Source organism: Conexibacter sp. CPCC 206217 (assembly GCF_030646165.1).
In the GTDB taxonomy this organism is placed as follows: Bacteria; Actinomycetota; Thermoleophilia; order Solirubrobacterales; family Solirubrobacteraceae; genus Conexibacter.
In genome coordinates, this window is record NZ_JAUTDO010000005.1 from 480,741 (window position 1) to 499,305 (window position 18,565).

Annotated in this window: 17 protein-coding genes; 15 read left to right on the forward strand and 2 right to left on the reverse strand. The window is 70.6% G+C overall.

Annotated elements, in window-relative coordinates; translation table 11 throughout:
• Positions 1-5 precede the first annotated feature (5 nt).
• Positions 6-959 (reverse strand): alpha/beta hydrolase, encoded by a 954-nt coding sequence (locus Q7L65_RS16385; protein WP_304722612.1) that lies wholly within the window; start codon positions 957-959, stop codon positions 6-8.
• Positions 960-1,235: 276 nt separating this feature from the next.
• On the opposite strand from Q7L65_RS16385, the gene Q7L65_RS16390 reads away from it, so the two are divergent.
• Positions 1,236-2,777 (forward strand): MFS transporter, encoded by a 1,542-nt coding sequence (locus Q7L65_RS16390; RefSeq protein ID WP_304722615.1) that lies wholly within the window; start codon positions 1,236-1,238, stop codon positions 2,775-2,777.
• 33 nt (positions 2,778-2,810) lie between these two features.
• On the opposite strand, the gene Q7L65_RS16395 is transcribed toward Q7L65_RS16390, so the two are convergent.
• The gene (locus tag Q7L65_RS16395; protein ID WP_304722617.1) at positions 2,811-3,659 is read right to left on the reverse strand and encodes an MBL fold metallo-hydrolase; all 849 of its coding nucleotides are present in this window, start codon (positions 3,657-3,659) and stop codon (positions 2,811-2,813) included.
• Positions 3,660-3,716: 57 nt separating this feature from the next.
• On the opposite strand from Q7L65_RS16395, the gene Q7L65_RS16400 reads away from it, so the two are divergent.
• The 14 genes from Q7L65_RS16400 (at position 3,717) to Q7L65_RS16465 (ending at position 18,565) form a co-directional block, all read left to right on the forward strand.
• Entirely contained in the window at positions 3,717-4,970 is a 1,254-nt protein-coding gene (locus tag Q7L65_RS16400; RefSeq protein WP_304722619.1) for a Xaa-Pro peptidase family protein, read from the forward strand.
• A gap of 79 nt (positions 4,971-5,049) precedes the next feature.
• On the forward strand, positions 5,050-5,265 hold the full coding sequence (locus Q7L65_RS16405) for a hypothetical protein (protein WP_304722621.1): 216 nt from the start codon (positions 5,050-5,052) through the stop codon (positions 5,263-5,265).
• A 42-nt stretch (positions 5,266-5,307) separates the two neighbouring features.
• A complete protein-coding gene (locus Q7L65_RS16410; protein ID WP_304722623.1) occupies positions 5,308-5,946 on the forward strand; it encodes a TetR/AcrR family transcriptional regulator in 639 nt (212 codons plus the stop codon).
• 163 nt (positions 5,947-6,109) lie between these two features.
• Entirely contained in the window at positions 6,110-7,261 is a 1,152-nt protein-coding gene (locus Q7L65_RS16415; protein ID WP_304722625.1) for an LLM class flavin-dependent oxidoreductase, read from the forward strand.
• Between the two features lie 207 nt (positions 7,262-7,468).
• On the forward strand, positions 7,469-8,824 hold the full coding sequence (locus Q7L65_RS16420; protein WP_304722627.1) for an ABC transporter substrate-binding protein: 1,356 nt from the start codon (positions 7,469-7,471) through the stop codon (positions 8,822-8,824).
• Positions 8,821-10,758, forward strand: coding sequence for an ABC transporter permease (locus Q7L65_RS16425; protein ID WP_304722629.1), 1,938 nt, complete (start codon positions 8,821-8,823; stop codon positions 10,756-10,758). The genes Q7L65_RS16420 and Q7L65_RS16425 overlap by 4 nt, the downstream gene beginning before the upstream one ends.
• Entirely contained in the window at positions 10,739-11,473 is a 735-nt protein-coding gene (locus Q7L65_RS16430) for an ABC transporter ATP-binding protein (RefSeq protein ID WP_304722631.1), read from the forward strand. The genes Q7L65_RS16425 and Q7L65_RS16430 overlap by 20 nt, the downstream gene beginning before the upstream one ends.
• Positions 11,457-12,188 carry an ABC transporter ATP-binding protein gene (locus Q7L65_RS16435; RefSeq protein ID WP_304722633.1) on the forward strand — a complete coding sequence of 244 codons (732 nt, stop codon included), beginning with the start codon at positions 11,457-11,459 and terminating at the stop codon, positions 12,186-12,188. The genes Q7L65_RS16430 and Q7L65_RS16435 overlap by 17 nt, the downstream gene beginning before the upstream one ends.
• The gene (locus tag Q7L65_RS16440; RefSeq protein WP_304722635.1) at positions 12,185-12,790 is read left to right on the forward strand and encodes an NADPH-dependent FMN reductase; all 606 of its coding nucleotides are present in this window, start codon (positions 12,185-12,187) and stop codon (positions 12,788-12,790) included. Before Q7L65_RS16435 ends, Q7L65_RS16440 begins: the two co-directional genes overlap by 4 nt.
• Complete coding sequence (gene ribB, locus Q7L65_RS16445; protein WP_304722638.1) at positions 12,787-13,923, forward strand: 3,4-dihydroxy-2-butanone-4-phosphate synthase; 1,137 nt, start codon at positions 12,787-12,789, stop codon at positions 13,921-13,923. Before Q7L65_RS16440 ends, ribB begins: the two co-directional genes overlap by 4 nt.
• A 97-nt stretch (positions 13,924-14,020) precedes the next feature.
• The gene (locus Q7L65_RS16450) at positions 14,021-14,458 is read left to right on the forward strand and encodes a cobalamin B12-binding domain-containing protein (protein ID WP_304722640.1); all 438 of its coding nucleotides are present in this window, start codon (positions 14,021-14,023) and stop codon (positions 14,456-14,458) included.
• Complete coding sequence (locus Q7L65_RS16455) at positions 14,458-15,867, forward strand: phenylacetate--CoA ligase family protein (protein WP_304722642.1); 1,410 nt, start codon at positions 14,458-14,460, stop codon at positions 15,865-15,867. Before Q7L65_RS16450 ends, Q7L65_RS16455 begins: the two co-directional genes overlap by 1 nt.
• On the forward strand, positions 15,864-16,853 hold the full coding sequence (gene meaB / locus Q7L65_RS16460; RefSeq protein WP_304722644.1) for a methylmalonyl Co-A mutase-associated GTPase MeaB: 990 nt from the start codon (positions 15,864-15,866) through the stop codon (positions 16,851-16,853). Before Q7L65_RS16455 ends, meaB begins: the two co-directional genes overlap by 4 nt.
• Positions 16,853-18,565, forward strand: a complete 1,713-nt coding sequence (locus Q7L65_RS16465; RefSeq protein WP_304722646.1) for a methylmalonyl-CoA mutase family protein — start codon at positions 16,853-16,855, stop codon at positions 18,563-18,565. The genes meaB and Q7L65_RS16465 overlap by 1 nt, the downstream gene beginning before the upstream one ends.

Below are 18,565 nucleotides of genomic sequence, written 5' to 3' on the forward strand. Positions count from 1 at the left end.
GGCCGTCATGGACGCACGGCCGCGGCGAGGTACTCGTCGATGTGGGCGACGGCCGCCTGTGCCGCGGGAACCGGCGCGCTGTCGAAGCCGTGCTCGGCGCCGGGGACGAGCAGCAGCTCGCACGGGACCTCGGAGGCGAGCAGGCGGCAGGCGAGGAAGACGGTGTCGTCGACGAGCGAGTCGGCGGTGCCGACGCTGAGCAGGACCGGTGGCAGGCCGGTCAGGTCGGCGTAGAGCGGCGAGACGTCGGGCGTCCCGCGCACAGCCGCGTCGGGCACATAGCGGTCGTAGAACCAGTCCAGCGAACGACGGGTGATCAGCACGCCCCTTTCGCCGTGGCGCTGGCTCGGCGTCATCGTGAGGTCGTAATTGCCGTAGAGCAGGTTGGCCGCGGCGAACGCAGCGTGCGCGCCGTCTCGCTTGAGGCGCAGCAGGGCGCAGAGCGCGAGGTTCGCGCCGGCCGACTCGCCGCCGATCACGAGCCGCTCGGCGCCGAACTGCTCGGACGCGTGGTCGGAGATCCAGCGGGCGGCGCGCGCGCAGTCGTCCAGCGGCGCCGGGTAGGGATGCTCGGGCGCCCGCCGGTACTCGATGCTGACGGCCGTCATGCCCGTCGCCTCGACGATCCGCTCCAGCCGCTCGTCCTGCATGTCCGACGCGCCGATCGTCCAGCCGCCGGCGTGGCAGTGGACGTAGACCCCTGTCGGCTCGGGACTGTCGATCACTCGCAACGGGATGCCCCCGCCCGGCGAGGGGGCGACCAAGGCGCGCGCCCGCGGCGAGCGATACGGCTCGCCGGCCGCCGTCATCACGCCGCGCAGGCGCTCCAGTGACTCGGGCGGAAACGTCCAGCCCAGCTGCTCCATGCCGCCGACGAGCGCCGCGTTGAATTCACGCACCTCGTCGGAGACGGCGCGGCTGTCGAAAGCCGCCGCGTCGATTGAGGCGATCTCGTTCACTGCTCCTCCTTGCCGTGGCCCGCAGTTGAAGGCCTTACCAAGACCATATCCTCACGAATGGCATGAATGCAAGGCAAATGGTCTCCGTAGGAAGGGCGCAAGGCGTCACGTGGGTTCAAAGGCCAGACCTTGACATGGGGGAGTCATCGATGGGAAGGTCGTCCTGCCGCGGATCGCCGAGGTCGCGGATGAGAGAACAGCCGAAAGGCGCGCTTTCGCGTCGCGTCAATCCGCGCCGTGCGCAGCACGCGCAGTTCAACCGCAGGAGGGAAGACGATGAGTAACGTCCATCGGCCTGGCGTGGCCGGGCCCGCGACAGCGCACGTGCGGGGGGCGGGGTTCGCGGCCGGAATCCCGTTCTTCCTCGTGCTGCTGGCCGCGACGGGGATCGTGACCGACATCCAGGGGGTCGCGCTGCTGCCGCTCGTCGGCACGATGGCCAGCGACCTCGGGCTGTCGGCGTCGCAGACGGGCTGGGCGCTCAACGCGCTCAGTCTCGCGAGCGCGGTCGTGCTCGGGCTCAGCGCGCGCTACGCCGACATCGTCGGCCATCGGCGCGTGCTCGTACCGTTGATGACGCTGGGCGTCGTCGGCTCCGTCGTCTGCGCGCTCGCCTCCAGCTTCGAGCTGCTGGTCGTCGGCCGCGTGCTGACAGGCGTGGCGATCTCGGCGCCGATGGCATGGGCGATGCTGAAGATCCGCGCCGACGCGAGAGTGATGCAGACCGCCGCGCTGATGAACGGCACGGTGATCTCGATCATGACGCCGATCGCGCTGATCCTCGGCGGGCTGATGCTCGAGGCGGGCACGTCGTGGACGGCGGTCTTCTGGATCATCGCGGCCGGCTACCTGGTGCTGCTCGGGCTGGCGCTCGCGGCTCCCGAGACGCCGGCGGACAAGCGCTCGAAGGTGCGGCTGGACTGGCTCGGGGCGGCCGGGCTCGGCGCCTGGCTGATCTGCCTGCTGCTGGCGATCAGCAACGGGCAGGAGTGGGGCTGGGGCTCGACCGCCGTGGTCGCGCTGTTCGCGGCCGGGGTGCTGGTGCTGCTGCTGTGGATCGTCCAGCAGCGGCGCACCGAGGACGCGCTGCTCGACTTCCGCGACATGGACAGGCGCCAGGTCTTCAGCGGCTACCTCTCCTACTGCGGCATCGCCGCGCTGGCGAGCGGCATGTACCTGATCGTCCCGGCGATCGCGCAGACCCCGTCCGACGTCGGCTACGGCTTCGGCTCCAGCGTGCTCGGCTCCTCGATGACGCTGCTGCCGATCCTGCCGGGGACGTTCCTCGCCTCGGCGATCTCGCGCCATCTGCTGCCGCGCGTCGGGCCGCGGCCGCCGATGATCCTCGGCGGCGCGCTCTGCGTCGTCGCCTACCTCTGGTACGCGCTCGCGCACGCGCACCTCTGGCAGCTGTACGTCGGGACGGCGCTCTACGGCGTTGGCATCGTGATCTGCTTCAACGTCGGTTGGGCGCTCGTCGCGGCCGCCGGGCGCCAGGACAACATGTCGATCACGTTCGGGATCCAGTACGCGCTGGCGCTCCCGGTCGGCGCGTTGACGACGGCGATCATGATCGTCGTCATGAACGCCGATCACATCGCCGGCACGGCGGTGCCGGTCGAGGGCGGTTTCACCGTCGACTTCTACATCCTCGCGGGCATCGCCGTGGTGACGCTGCTGGCCAACGGGCTGTTCGCCGTCCCACGCGCGCTCACCCACCACGGGGAGCGGGACGTCAGCGGCCCTGCGACGGATGCGCTCGAAGGTCTGGAGGGGGCAGGCAGCGTCTCGCTCCCGCTCGGCGCGCGGCAACGCTGAGCGCGGCGCGCGGCCGGCGGGGCAGCCGCGCCGTCAACCGGTCTCGGTCGCGTCCCGCGCGCGTCGACGCTCGTGCGCCATCTGCAGGCCACGCTGATTCTGGTCCAGCGGAACGGTCAGCTCGTAGTCGGCCACCTGCTGGGGCGTGCAGGTGCGCGCGAGCAGCCGCCGCGCGTCGCGCACGTAGCGCTGCTCCCCGCCGCGACGCAGGCGGTCGTGCTCGGCCAGCGCCGCGGCGACCTCCTCCAGGTGCGGGCCGGGATTCGCGACCGCGCCGAAGTGCGTCAGCGCGAGCTCGCTCGGCCCCCAGGCCGCGATCAGCTCGAGCGACCGGCGCCAGAGCGCGAGGTCGACGTCCGGCGGCGGCGTCGGCGGCAGCACGGGGCCGGCACCGAGCCGCACACCGCAGACGTCGCCGACATAGGCGCGCCCAGAGTCCTCGTCGAGATACGCCAGGTGGTGCTTGGCGTGCCCGGGTGTCGCGGCCGTGCGCAAGCCGGCGGCGCGCTCGCCGCCGTCGAGCGCACGGATGTTCTGAGCCGGCACGGGCAGCATCGTCCCGAAGCGCAGCTCGAGCTCGTCTCCGAAGACGCGCTTGGCGCTCTCCCACAGCCGGGCGGGGTCAGCGAGGTGCCGGGCTCCTGCGGCGTGCACGATCACCTCGACGCCGGGCCACCGTCGCACCAGCGCCCCGACCGCGCCCGCGTGGTCGAAGTGGATGTGCGTCAGCGCGATCGCGCGCGGCCGCCAGCCGTCCAGCCGCCGCAGGAGCGTCGGCAGGGTCGAGGCGGGGCCCGGATCGACGATCGCGTCGGCGGTCCGCCAGGCGCCGATGAGGCCGGGCCGGCTCATGAACTGCAGGTCGATCGGTGTGGAGGGCATCTGGTCCGTGGATCGGGGAGTCGCGCCAGCGAGAACCCAGCGCGGTAGGATCATGAAATGGTAAGGCCTCTGGACGACTTGACCGCAGAACTGCCCGCAGCCGCGGCGTTCGACCACGCGGCGCGTCTCGAGCGCTTCTCGGCAACGCTCGGGCACACCGGCTTCGCCGCCGCGATCGTCAGTCAGCCGCAGGACCTCTATTACCTGACGGGGACAGCGCAGCCATGCAACCTCGTTGTCGTGCCGGGCGCTCAGCCGGTGCTGCTGGCGCGGCGCTTCGCCGACCTGGCCGAGGCGGAGGCCGTGGGCGTGCCGGTGCGCTCCGGCGCCGGTTTCGCGGCCGTCGGGCGCGAGCTGCAGCGGCGTGGCGTGCGCGCCGGCCGGCTCGGCCTCGAGCTCGACGTGATCCCCGCGGCGCTCTACCGCCGGGCTGCCCACGCCTTCCCCTCGTTCGAGCTCGACGACTGCGCCGCGCCGCTGCTGCGCCAGCGCGCGGTCAAGGACGAGCTGGAGGTCGCATGCCTGCGCGCCGCGGCCGCGCGCTTCGCGCTGGTGCACGAGACGCTCGTGAGCCACCTGCGCGCCGGCGTGTCCGAGCTGGAGCTGGCGGCCGAGGTCGAGCGCGTGCTGCGCCGGGCAGGCCATGCCGGGCTGGTCGCCCAGCGGCGCTGGGACGCCGCCCTGCAGCCCGAGGGGACGCTCGCGTCGGGACCCAACCTGTCGACGATCTCCGGCGGGCCGATCACGGTCTCGGGGGTCGGCCTGAGCCGCGCGACGCCGTTCGGCGCCTCGGCGCGCCGTGTCGCCTCCCGCGACCTCGTCAACATCGATCTCGGGATCAACGTCGCCGGCTACCACGCTGACATGGCGCGGACCTACGCGGTCGGCGGCGTCTGTGAGCGTACGGCCGAGCTGGCGCACGCGGTCCGCACGATCCAGGACGCGATCCTCGCGCGGGTGCGGCCCGGCGTCGCGACGGCGGACGTCTACCACGCCGGCGTCGCGGCGGCGCACGAGGCGGGCTGCGGCGACTTCTTCCAGGGCCACGGCGCGCACCATGGTCCCTACGTCGGCCACGGCATCGGCCTCGAGCTGGACGAGCCGCCGGTGCTCGGGCCGCACGCGAACGGCGCGGTCGGCGCCGGGATGGTGCTCGCGATCGAGCCGAAGCTGATCTCGCCGGGCTTCGGCGCGGTGAACCTGGAGGACGACGTCGTCGTCACCGCGGCGGGGGCGGAGCTGCTGTCGAGGGTGCCGCGCGCCGTCTTCGCCGTCGACGGCGTCGGCGGGCTGGCCGAGGCGTTGCGATGAGGCGGGGACGGCTGTGATCGGTGTGCAAACGGACGGAGAGGTCGAAATGTCGAGCGCGTCAACGAGACCGTCGGGAGTCGTGGCCTCCCACCGGTCGCAGGAGATCGTCTGCGGGCTGGGCGACGGGCAGGTGCTCGCGCTCTATCCGCCGATCGGCGGCGCCGCCTGCGAGCGCTGCTCGGTGCGGGCGGACGACGTCTGCTACGTCATCCGGGAGGGCGACGGGAGGGAGCGTCACGGAGGCGTCTGCGGCCCGTGCCTCGCGCAATTGCTCGGGCAGCACGCGCACGGGTGACCGTCGCCACCGCCGTCTCCATCGAATAGAATCGACGCGCCCGTGGCGTCCAGATCCGCACCTGCTCCGAGCCCGGGCTCCGGGCGAGCGCAGCAGCGCGAAGCGACCCGCGAGCGCCTGATCGAGGGTGCGCTCGCCTGCTTCGAGCGCAAGAGCTACCTGGCGACGACCGTCGAGGACATCCTCGAGGAGGCTGGTGCCGGGCGAGCGACCTTCTACGCGCACTTCACGGGCAAGGGCGCGCTCCTGATCAGCGCGCTGGGCGATCTCGACCCGATCGTGGACGCCTCCTACGAGCGGCTCAACTCCCAGCTGAACAGACGGGGGGAGCTCTCGCGGGCGCAGTTGCACGCCTGGCTGACGGGTTGGGCCGACGAGTGGGAGCGGTACGCCGTGCTGCTGCGGGCGGCATGGCAGGCGGCCACGAGCGACCCCGGCATCCACCGGCGCAACCTCGAGGTCGAAGCCAGGATCACGGAGCTGCTGACCCACTACCTGGAGCGGTATCAGGGGGCGTCGCGCGAGCGTGCCCGCATGCGCTCGGTCCTGCTCCAGATGATGAGCGAGCGCGCCTTCTACACGATGATCTCCTCGATCGACTTCGATCGCGAACAGGCGCTGGAGGTGCTGAGCGAGTTCTGGTGGTCGGTGCTCAGCGAGGGCGATCAATCCGTCGAGTAGGCGTCGGGCCGGCGCAATCCATGAGGTCAGGCCAATGAAAGGCGTGGTCTTGACCGGGATTGGGCCCGTATGTAAGGTGAACACCGTGTTCGCTTTTCTCCGGTGAGGAGCCGGGGGCTCGCACGGCGAGCGCGTTCTTGGTGTCCTGGAGAGGAGAGCCGGCATGCGTGCTGGTGTGACGCTGTACTTCCAGAACTACGGCGACTGGGATCGCTTCGAGGCGGCCGAGCGCGGCGAGTCGGTGCCCGGCCGCCCGGCGGTGCCCGACGCGCAGATCTGGCGCGAGGATCTGCGCATCGGCGGGCTCGTCGAGGAGCTCGGGTTCGACTCGCTGTGGACCGTCGAGCACCACGTCAGCCCGTACACGATGATCACCAACCCGCTCCAGCTGCTGGCCTACTTCGCCGGCGCGACCGAGCGGATCGACCTCGGCACGATGGTCGTCGTGTTGCCGTGGCACCATCCGCTGCGCGTCGCCGAGGACCTGGTCCTGCTGCAGAACGTCCTCGGCGAGGGGCGGCGACCGATCGTCGGGCTCGGGCGCGGGGCGGGCCGCCGGGAGTTCAAGGGGCTCGACATGGAGATGAGCGAGTCGCGCACGCGCTTCGACGAGGCCGTCGAGGTGATCAAGCTGGCGCTGACCGAGGACCGCTTCAGCTTCAAGGGCGAGCACTGGACGTTCGAGGACGTCGAGCTGCGGCCCAAGCCGCGCGACGCGAGCGAGATCCTGGAGAACCTCTTCTGCGCCTGGGGCAGCCCCGGCACGGTGCCGATCGCCGCGCAGGCGGGGCTCAAGCCGATGATCATCCCGCAGAAGGGATGGGACGACTACCACGCCGAGATGGAGCAGTTCGCGACGGTGCGGGCTGACAGCGGCTACGAGCCGGCGCAGCCGATCCTCGTCATGTGCACCTATTGCGCCGAGACCGAGGAGGCGGCGCGCGCGGGCGCCGAGCGCTGGATGCCCGAGTACGGCGACAGCGCGCTGCGCAACTACGAGCTGGCCGGCGATCACTTCGGGCGCACGAGAGGCTACGAGCACTACGCGGCGCAGTCGTCGGCGCTCAGGGCCGATCGCGCTGCCGTCGGACGCGTCTACGTGGAGAACCACGTATGGGGGACGCCGGAGCAGTGCCTGGCGAAGATCGAGACGCTGGCGCGGCAGTTCCATCCGGGCGAGTTCGTCTTCATGATGCGCTATGGCGGCATGCCGGCCGACGCGGCCGAGCGCAGCATGCGCCTGTTCGCCAAGGAGGTCCTGCCGGGCGTGCACGCGATCCCGGTCGAGGCGCCGCTGCTCTACTCCGCTCGCTGAGTCGCAGGGTCGCTGAGTCACTGAGTCGTCGGGCCAGACGTCGGCGCTCCGCGTAATTGGCACAGGAGGTGGCGGTAGGCCTGAGGTCTTACCAATGTCAGCTCGGCGCAAGAAGCCACTTGACTTACAAAGTGGACCGGCCATATGGTTGGCCTGACCATAGGCCGGCCGAGGGGAGCCAGGCTTGGACTGAGGAGGAGAGAGCGCATGGCTTCGACCATGAGGGTCCTGGCAGTCAGCAGTGCAGTGGCGGTGCTGGTGCTCGTGCTCGCCGCATGCGGCAGCAGCACGAGCGACAGCGGCACGAGCACGAGCGGTGCAAGCGGTGGTGGCGGCGACACGACGGTGGCTGCAGATCCCAAGCTGCTCGTCCCGTTCCCGAAGCACCCCGCGCCCGCCGGCGGGAACGGGGGCGCGACCGACACGGGTGTCACGGAATCCCAGGTGCAGGCCGGCAGCCTCTACGCGGCCTCGGGGCCGCTGCCCGGCGCGCAGGTGAACACCTACCTGGGCGCGAGAGCGTACTTCGAGTACGTCAACGCCAGCGGCGGCGTCTACGGCCGCAAGGTCGCGCTGAAGTCACTCGACACCGGCTTCGACGCCAGCAAGGGTCAGGCGATCTGCACGAGCAACGTGCCGGACCTGTTCGCCTTCGTCGGCACGCAGAGCAACGTCGACGCGGCCTGCAAGCCGCTCGTCGAGTCGTCCGGCATCCCGTTCATCGGCAACTGGTTCGACCCGAGCTACGCCGAGCTGCCGAACGCGATGGGATCGCTGCCCTCGCAGCCGCCGGGCGAGATGTGGAACGTCGGCTGCGCCGCGATGAAGGCCGCCAAGCCGGAGATCAAGAAGGTCGCGATCCTGTGGATCAACGTCGCCGGCATCAAGACGTTCGTCGAGCTGGAGAAGGAGTGCTGGCGCAGCGTCGGCGTCGAGCCGGTCTACGACGTCGGCATCGACGCGCAGGCGCCGAACATGACCTCCTACGTGCTGCAGGCGAAGTCCAAGGGCGCCGACGTGGTCGACGCGTTCGCACAGGACGTCACGGGCGCATCGCGCATCGCGCAGGCGATGAAGCAGCAGAGCTGGGACGCGGTCGGCTTCAACTACGCGGTCTACGACGAGAAGTGGCACAAGCTCGCAGCGCCCGGGGCGGCCGGCTGGACGTCGAATCCGCCGTATGGGATCGGGCCGTTCCTGGATCGCGCGGAGCTGAACACGACCCCGGGCGGCGCGCTCTTCTACAAGTGGTTCCCGCAGGTCAACCCCGGCAAGCCGATCGACGTCTTCGCGATCGAGGGGTGGGTGCAGGCGCAGTACTTCACGCAGGGCCTGATCGACGCCGGCCCCAAGCTCACGCGCAGAGGCCTGCTGGCCGCGCTCGCGAGAATCGACACGTGGGACAACGGCGGCCTGACCGCGCCCGTCAAGTGGAACAGACCGGGCAAGGCAGCCGGCAACTGCGGCGTCGTCATGCAGGCGACGGACGACGGCTACGAGCGCCTCGAGCCGAAGGAGAGAGGCAGATTCTTCTGCGATTCGAAGCTCGTGCGGCTCCCATGAACACGTTCTTCGTCTACCTGCTGATCGGCGTCACCTCGGGGGCGGTCTACGCGCTGGCCGCCTCCGGGCTGGTCGTCACGTACGCGACATCGCGGATCTTCAACTTCGCGCACGGCGCCATCGGCATGTGCATGGCGTTCCTGGCCTACACGCTGTGGGTGGACCAGGGCCTGCCGGAGTGGCTCGCGCTCGGGCTCTGCGTCTTCGTCGTCGCCCCGGCGATCGGCGTGCTGCTCGACTTCGCGGTGATGCGTCACCTCGAACGGGCGTCGGTCGCCGTGCGGCTCGTCGTGACGCTCACCATCTTCATCTTCCTGCAGGGCCTCGCGGTCTGGATCTGGGGCACGGAGCTGCGCTCGATGCCGCAGATCTTCGGCAACGGCTCGTTCGCGATCGGCGACCTGACCGTCACCAACGACCAGGCCGCGACCGTCCTGATCGCCGTCGTCGTCGCCGCCGGGATGTGGTTCCTGTTCAAGCGCACGACCGTCGGCACGATCATGCGCGGCGTCGTCGACGACCGCGACCTGACGCAGCTGCACGGCGTCAACCCCCGCTACGTGACGTCGCTGTCATGGGCGCTCGGATGCAGCCTCGCGGCGCTCGCGGCGATCCTCGTCGCGCCGGGCCTCTCGATGAGCATCGAGGCGCTCAGCCTGCTGGTCGTCTCGGCGTATGCGGCGGCGATCATCGGCGGGCTGACGAGCGTGCCGCTGACCTTCCTGGGCGCGCTCGCGCTCGGGATCGTCACCGCGCTGCTCGTCGGCTACCTGCCGCCGGAGAACGAGCTCGTTCAGGACGTGGCGCCGGCGATGCCGTTCGTGCTGCTGTTCGTCGCGCTCGTCGTCCGGCGCGAGGAGCTCGGCGTCTTCCAGCGGGTCGAGGTCTTCAACGAGCCGCGTCCGCCGGCGCTGCGGACGACGATCGCGATCGGCGTGGCCGGGGTGGTCGTCGTCGCGCTGGTCGCGCCGCAGCTGTCGAGCTTTCACGCGCTCGTCGCCGGCACCGGCCTCGTGTGGGCGGGGATCCTGCTCAGCCTCGTCCTGATCGCCGGCATGGCCGGCCAGGTCTCGCTTGCGCAGCTCGCCTTCGTCGGCGTCGGCGGCGTGATGATGTCGCACATCGGCGACGACATGCCGTACTGGCTCGCGCTGCTCGCGTCGGCCGCGTCGGCCGCGGTGGTCGGCGCCCTGATCGCGTTGCCCGCGCTGCGGCTGCGCGGCCTCTACCTCGCGTTGTCGACGCTCGCCTTCGCCGTCCTGATGGACAAGGTCGTGTTCGTCAACTCGCACGTCTTCCCGACCTCGGGCGGCGCGATCCCGGTTCGCGCGCCGCAGATCTTCGGTCTGCGCGCCGACTCGTTCAACTCGATGCTGCCGCTGCTCGCCGCGGTCGTCGCGCTGTATGCGATCGGCATCCTCGCGATCCGCCGGGGCCGCTTCGGCCGGCGCCTGACGGCGATGCGCGACGCGCCGGCAGCCGCGAGCGCGCTCGGCATGAACCTCGTCAGCACGAAGCTCGTCGTGTTCACGACGTCGGCCGCGATGGCGGGTCTGATCGGTGCGCTCTTCGGCGGCCTCAACGACCAGGTGATCGCGAGCCAGTTCGGCTACATGCAGTCGCTGATCGCGCTGCTGATCCTCGTCATCTACGGGCTCACGAGCGTGCCGGGAGCGATCCTGGGCTCGGTCTTCTACGCGATCTTCTTCATGATGCTGCCGGAGTGGGTCGAGGACCCGGACACCGTCAACCTGATCCAGCCGCTGGCGATCGGGCTCGCGATGTTCGGGCTGGCGCAGCACCCGGAGGGCGTCGTCAACCAGGTGCGTGACGCGATCAAGGCGCGGCGGGGCGGCGGAGCGGGGCCGCCGCGCTCCTCCGCGCAGATCGACACCGCGACCCAGAAGGAGTCTCATGCCGTTGCTCGAGGCTGACAGCATCAGCGTCTCCTTCGGAGGCATCAAAGCGCTCGCCGACGTGTCGATCGCCGCGGAGCCCGGTGCGGTCACCGGGCTGATCGGACCCAACGGCGCCGGCAAGTCGACGATGCTCGGCGTGCTGAGCGGGCTGCAGCGGCCGAAGGCGGGACGCGTCCGCTTCGCCGGACACGACGTCACGCGCAAGGCGCCGCACCGCCGCGCGCGGCTCGGCATGGCGCGGACGTTCCAGCGGCTGGAGCTGTGGAGCTCGATGACCGTCGCGGAGAACGTGCTGACCGCCGCCGAGCTCGGCCGCCAATGGAATCGCGACGCCGCTCCCCAGCGGATCGCGGGGCGGGCGCTCGAGCAGCTGGGGCTGACCACCATCGCCGACGTCCCGGTCGGCGAGCTGTCGAGCGGACAGGGCCGTCTCGTGGAGGTGGCGCGCGCGATGGCGCTGCGCCCGACGATGCTGCTGCTGGACGAGCCGTCGGCCGGCCTCAACGAGGTCGAGACCGAGGAGCTGGGGAGGATCCTGGCGTCGCTCGCGGCCGACGGCACCGCGATCATCCTCGTCGAGCATCACGTCGAGCTCGTCACGAACACGTGCTCGTACGTCTACGTGCTCGACTTCGGCCAGACGATCGCCGCTGGCCCGCCGGAGCAGATCCGCCGCGACGAAGCCGTGCAGAGAGCCTACCTCGGGAGCAAGCATGCCGCCCATTCTTGAGATCTCGGGGCTGACGGCCGGCTACGGCCCGCTCGAGGTCCTGTATGCCGTCGACCTCCCGATCGAGCAGGGCAGGATCACGGCGATCCTGGGCCCGAACGGTGCCGGCAAGACGACGACGCTGAAGGTCGCGGCGGGCCTCGTGCCGGCACGCAGAGGCTCGGTGAAGCTGAGAGGGGAGGAGCTGCTGGGAAGCGCTCCACGGAGCATCGCGCGCCGCGGGCTGTGCCTGATCCCCGAGGGGCGTGGGATCTTTCCGTCGCTCAGCGTGCGTGAGAACCTCAAGCTGCAGTCGAAGATGCCGCGTGCGGGAAGCTTGAAGGAGGTCGAGGAGATCGCCTACGCGCGTTTCCCCCGCCTCGGACAGCGGCGCAAGCAGATCGCGGGCACGATGTCCGGCGGCGAGCAGCAGATGCTCGCGCTCAGCCGTGCGCTGACGACGGCGCCGGACGTCCTGATGATCGACGAGATCTCGATGGGCCTCGCGCCGAACCTCGTCGAGGAGCTGTTCGGCGTCGTGACCGATCTCGCCAGGGCCGGCGGGACCATCGTCCTGGTCGAGCAGCTGGCGGAGTACACGCTCGAGCTGGCCGACCACGTCGCGGTGATGGCGAAGGGGCGCGTCGCCGCGTTCGGCGAGCCCGACGACGTGCGGGATCTGCTGACCGATCTCTACCTCGGCCGCGTCGACGGGGCGGAGGCAGCCGCCGGATGAGGTCTGACCACAACGCATCGGCAGAGCCGCGGCCGCTCATCATCGGCGTCGGCGGCACGACGCGCGATGACTCCTCCAGCGAACGGGCCGTGCGCGCGGTACTGCGCGAGGCGGCGGCGGTCGGAGCGGACACCGAGATGTTCGGCGCCGCCCGCATCGAGTTCCCGATGTACGCCCCCGAGCGCCCGGGCCGCGTCCCCGCGGCGGTGACGTTCGTCGAAGCGGTCCGGCGCGCGGACGGCCTCGTGATCGCGTCGCCCGGCTACCACGGCGGTCTCTCGGGTCTCGTCAAGAACGCGCTCGACTACATCGAGGATCTGCGCGCTGACGAGCGGCCCTACCTCGACGGGCGCGCCGTCGGCTGCGTGGCATGCGCCTACGGCTGGCAGGCCACGACGACGACGCTGGTGTCGCTGCGGTCGGTGGTCCACGCCCTGCGCGGGTGGCCGACGCCGCTCGGGATCGCGATGAACTCGGCCAACCGCGTCTTCGCCGAGGACGGGTCGATCGCCGACGAGGCGGTTGCCGCGCAGACGCGCCTGCTCGCGACGCAGGTCGTGCGATTCGCCCGTCTTCACGCGGCAGCTGGAAGTGAGTCGTGAGCTTCTCGGCGCCGGATGGGGCCGAGGCGCTGGATCCGGTCGACGACGCGATCGACGCGATCGCCGGCGGTGGAATGGCCGTCGTCGTCGACGACCCTGGACGCGAGAACGAGGGCGACGTGCTGATGGCGGCCGAGCACGTCACGGCACAGGCCGTCAACTTCATGGTGCGTCACGCACGCGGGCTCGTGTGCGTGCCGATGGAGCGCGCGCGCCTCGACGCGTTGAAGGTGCCTGCGATGGTGCGCTCCAGCGGGGACCGCCACGGTACCGCCTTCCACGTCGGAGTCGACCACGCGCGACTGGCGACGACCGGGATCTCGGCGGCCGACCGAGCGGCCGCAATCCGCGCGCTCGCGAGCACGCGGACGGTCGCGGCGGATCTGGTGCGTCCGGGTCACGTCTTCCCGCTCGCCGCGCGCGAGGGCGGCGTGCTCGAACGCCCGGGGCACACCGAGGCGGCCGTCGATCTGGCGCGTCTGGCCGGTTGCACGCCGGCCGGCGTGATCTGCGAGATCGCCTCGGAGGACGGCGCGATGGCGCGGCTGCCCGAGCTGCGGCGGTTCGCGGACAGGCACGGCCTGCCGTTGATCTCGATCGCCGACCTCGTCGCATATCGGACGGCACGCGCACCGCAGCTCGAGCGCGCGGTCGAGACGGCGCTGCCGCTTCCGCAGGGCGACTTCCGGATCGTCGGCTACCGCGAGCTGCTCACCGGCGGGGAGCATGTCGCGCTGGTGCTGGGCGACTTCGACGACGCGCGCAGCACGCTCGTGCGCGTGCACGAGCACTGCTTCGCGGGTGACGTACTGGGATCGCCGACGTGCCGTTGCGCGGATCGCCGTCGCGCTGCGCTCGAGCTGATCGGGGCGGTCGGCCACGGCGTGCTCGTTTACGCGCGCGCGCGAGGAAGCGGCGACGGCACGCTGGCGGCGTGTCCCGCGCGGGGGCCCCGGTCCGCCGGCGACGAGCGCTGGTCGGTCGCCGCCCAGATCCTGCATGACCTCGGCGCCGGCCCGATCACGCTGCTGGCCGACGGCGACCACGCGGGCGAGCTGCAGGAGCGCGGCGTGCGCGTCGTCGCAGAGACAGATCTCGACGACGTGACGGGCAGGGCACGTGTCCTCGCTTGACGACTCCGACGTCGGATGTATAAGGTCAGACCATACGAAGGAGAGGCCAATGACGGATATTGGCCGCGGAGAGAGATCCATGACAGGCGGAACCTCAATGAATGAACGAACGGCGACAGGCGACGGCGGCCCGATCCGCGTGTTGATGGCGAAGGCCGGCCTCGACGGGCACGACCGCGGTGTCAAGGTCGTCGCGCGGGCGCTGCGTGACGCGGGGATGGAGGTCATCTACACCGGCCTGCACCGCACTCCCCAAGAGATCGTCACGACCGCGATCCAGGAGGACGTCGACGTGATCGGCGTCAGCCTGCTCTCCGGCGCGCACATGACGCTCTTCCCGCAGTTGCTCGAGCTGCTCAAGCAGGAGGGGGTCTTCGAGCGCTACATCGTGATCGGCGGCGGCGTGATGCCCGACGAGGACGTCGAGGCCCTGACGGCTATGGGGGTGCAGGCGATCCTCGGCCAGGACACGCCGCCCGACGCCGCCGCGGCGCTCGTACGCGAGCTCGTCGCCAAGCGGGGAGCGCGGGTCTGATGGAGCAATGGAGCTGGCCGCCTCGCTACGACGACGGGTACGTCCCGCCAGTCGACCAGGAGCATTGGTTCCCGGTTCGCGAGACGATGGACCCGCAGGAGCGCAACGTCGCGATCCTCCAGCGGCTGCGCGAGGTGATGGCGTACGCCTACGAGCACGCGCCGTTCTACCGTCGCAAGTGGGACGCCGCGGGCGTCGAGGTCGGCGACGTGCGGACGTTCGCCGACTTCGAGCGCGTGCCGGTCGTGACCAAGGAGGAGCTGCGCGCGGCTCAGGCCGAGCATCCGCCGTTCGGCGACTACCTCTGCATCCCCGAGACGAACGTGGTGCGCGTTCACGGAACCTCCGGCACGACTGGGCGCCCGACCGCGTTCGGGATCGGCCGGGAGGACTGGAGGTCGATCGCCAACGCGCACGCGCGTGTGATGTGGTCGATGGGGATCCGCCCCAGCGACACCGTCTTCGTCGGCTCTGTCTTCAGTCTCTACATGGGCTCGTGGGCGGCGCTGCTGGGCGCGGAGCGGCTCGGTGCGGCGGCGTTTCCCTTCGGCGCCGGCGTCGCCGGCCAGACCCAGCGCGCCGTCAACTGGATGCGCCAGATGAAGCCCGCCGTCTTCTACGGCACTCCGTCCTACGCGCTGCGGCTGGCGGAGGTGGCCGAGGAGGGCGGGGTCGACCCGCGCGAGTTCGGCATCCGGATCCTCTTCTTCTCGGGCGAGCCGGGCGCGGCGATCCCGAGCATCCGCCGCCAGATCGAGAGCAGATACGGCGGAAAGGTCTTCGACTCCGGCTCGATGGCGGAGATGAGCCCCTGGATGAACCTCGGCGAGACGAGCGCGCAGGCCGGGATGTTGTGCTGGCAGGACATCGTCTACACCGAAGTGGTCGATCCCTCCAGCCACGCGGCCGTCGCGTACGGCAGCGAGGGAACCCCGGTGTACACGCACCTGGAGCGCACCAGCCAGCCGATGATCCGGCTGCTGTCGGGCGACCTGACGCGCTGGGAGGCCGGTCCGAGCCCGTGCGGCCGCACCTACCCGATCCTCCCGCGCGGCATCTACGGTCGCATCGACGATCAGTTCACGATCCGCGGCGAGAACGTCTACCCGAGCACGATCTCGGAGATCGTCACCTCGCTGCCGGGCTACGGCGGCGAGCATCGCATCATCGTCTCGCGCGAGGAGACGATGGACTCGCTGGCGGTGCAGATCGAATACAGCGCCAACGGAACTGCGGACGCCGGTGCGGTCGAGGCGTTCCGGATCGCGGCGCAGGATGCGCTGCGCACGACGCTCGGCGTCAGCACGCACGTCGTCGCGGTGCCGCAGAACACGTTCGAGCGCAGCGAGTTCAAGGCCCGTCGGGTGATCGACGAGCGGGACCTGTTCCGCGAGGTGGTCGGCGCATGAGCTCCACCGACGAGCGCCTCGCCGACCTGCTGACCCGCTCACGGGCGGGCGATGTGACCGCGACGAGCCAGCTGATCTCGGCGCTGGAGGCACGCCGTGTCGGCAGCGGCGCCGTGCTCGCCGACCTGTACCGGGCCGGCGGCCACGCGCACGTGATCGGAATCACCGGCTCGCCGGGCAGCGGCAAGAGCACGCTGGTGAACGCGCTCGCGCGCGAGCTGCGCGAGCGCGGCGAGACCGTCGCGATCGTCGCCGTCGATCCCTCCAGCGCTCTCAGCGGCGGCGCGATCCTCGGCGATCGCATCCGCATGCAGGACCACACGCTGGACCGCGGGATCTTCGTCCGCTCGATGTCGAGCCGCGGGTCGCTGGGCGGCATCTCGCGCGCGACCGTCGACGCCGTCTCGGTGCTCGACGCCGCCGGCTGGGACAACGTCGTCGTGGAGACGGTCGGCGTCGGCCAGGCCGAGGTCGAGATCATGCGGATCGCCCACACGACCGCGGTCGTGTCGGTGCCCGGGGCCGGCGACGACGTCCAGGCGATCAAGGCGGGCCTGATGGAGATCGCCGACGTCCACGTCGTCAACAAGGCGGACCGGCCGGACGCCAACAAGACCGCGGCCGAGCTGCTGTCGATGCTCACACTGGCGGGTCCGCCTGGCCCCGGCGGCTGGGCCGTCCCCGTCCTCAGCACCGAAGCGCTGACCGGCACCGGCGTCCCCGAACTGGCCGACACGCTCGCCGCCCACGTCGCGTGGATGGCGCAGTCGGGCGAGCGCACGCGTCGCGAGCGCTCGATCGCGACGGCGCGGATCCACTCGATCGCGAAGGACCTCGTCCTGGAGCGGCTCGCGGACCCCGCGGCGACCGAGCTCGTCGAGCGCGTCGTGCACGAGGTCGCCGCCCGACGACTGGACCCGCACACCGCCGCGCGCGCGCTGGTCGACCACGAACCCGTTCCCGAGCCGCAGCTGGAGAAGATCTGATGACCCCGAGCACGAGGGCACTCACCAACCTGATCGAAGAGACCGTCCGCCAGCACGTCGAGGCGGAGCTGGAGACGTGGGAGCAGGGAGAGCTCGCCGCGTTCGTGGCGCGCCGGCCCGAGAGTCGCGGCGAGTACCTCTCCGGTTCGCGCAGACCCGTCAAACGCGTGTACACCCCCGCGGACGTCGCCGACATCCCCTACGAGGACATCGGGCTGCCCGGACAGTTCCCGTTCACGCGCGGTCCCTACCCGACGATGTACCGCGGCCGCCCGTGGACGATGCGCCAGATCGCCGGCTTCGGCACGCCGGACGAGACGAACGAGCGCTTCCAGTACCTGATCGCCCAGGGGCAGACCGGGCTCTCGGTCGACTTCGACATGCCGACGCTGATGGGCTTCGACTCCGACGATCCCAAGAGCGTCGGCGAGGTCGGCCGCGAGGGCGTCGCCGTGGACGTGCTGGAGGACATGGACAGGCTGTTCGCCGGGATCGACCTCGAGCAGATCAGCGTCTCGATGACGATCAACCCCTCCGCATGGATCCTGCTCGCGATGTACATCGCGGTGGCGGAGGCGCGCGGGCTCGATCTGAACAAGCTGTCGGGCACGATCCAGAACGACATCCTGAAGGAGTACATCGCGCAGAAGGAGTGGATCTACCCACCTGAGCCGAGCATGCGGATCGTGCGCGACACGATCACCTACACGGCCGGGCGAATGGCCCGCTACAACCCGATCAACATCAGCGGGTACCACATCTCGGAGGCCGGCTCGAGCGCGCTGCAGGAGGCGGCGTTCACGATCGCGACCACGCGCGAGTACGTCCGCGCGGTGACGGCGACCGGTCTCGACGTCGACGCGTTCGCGCCGCGGCTGTCGTTCTTCTTCGTCTGCCAGGCGGACTTCTTCGAGGAGGTCGCCAAGTTCCGCGCGCTGCGGCGCCGGTACGCGCGGATGATGCGGGAGGAGTTCGGCGCCAAGAGCCCCGAGTCGATGCGGATGCGCTTTCACACGCAGACGGCCGCGGCGACGCTGACCAAGCCGCAGCCGCTGAACAACATCGTGCGGACCGCCATCCAGGCGCTCGCGGCCGTGCTCGGCGGCACGCAGTCGCTGCACACCAACGGCCTCGACGAGGCGTACGCGATCCCGTCGGAGCTGGCGATGAAGGTCGCGCTGCGCACGCAGCAGATCATCGCCGAGGAGACGAACGTCACGCAGGTGATCGATCCGCTCGGCGGCTCCTGGTACGTCGAGTCGCTGACGCGCGACTTCGAGCGCTCGATCGACGAGTACCTCGCCAAGATCGAGGAGGTCGGCGGCACGCTCGCGGCGATCGAGCAGAACTTCTTCCAGCGCGAGATCGCCGACTTCGCCTACGAGTTCGCCCAGCGCAAGGCCGCCGCCGACCGCACCGTCGTCGGCGTGAACAAGTTCGTCGACGACAACGAGGACCAGGAGATCGAGGTCCACAAGATCGACCCGACCAGCGAGCGGCGCAAGATCGAGCGCCTGCAGGAGATCAAGCGCACGCGCGACAACGCGCGCGTCAGCGCGACGCTCGAAGCGCTGGTGCGGACGGCGAGGGATCCCGGCGCGAACCTGATGCCGGCGACGATCGACGCCGTCCGGGCGCACGCCTCGATGGGCGAGATCGTCAACGCGCTCGAGGGGCTCTTCGGCCGTTACACGGAAACCCCGGTCTTCTGA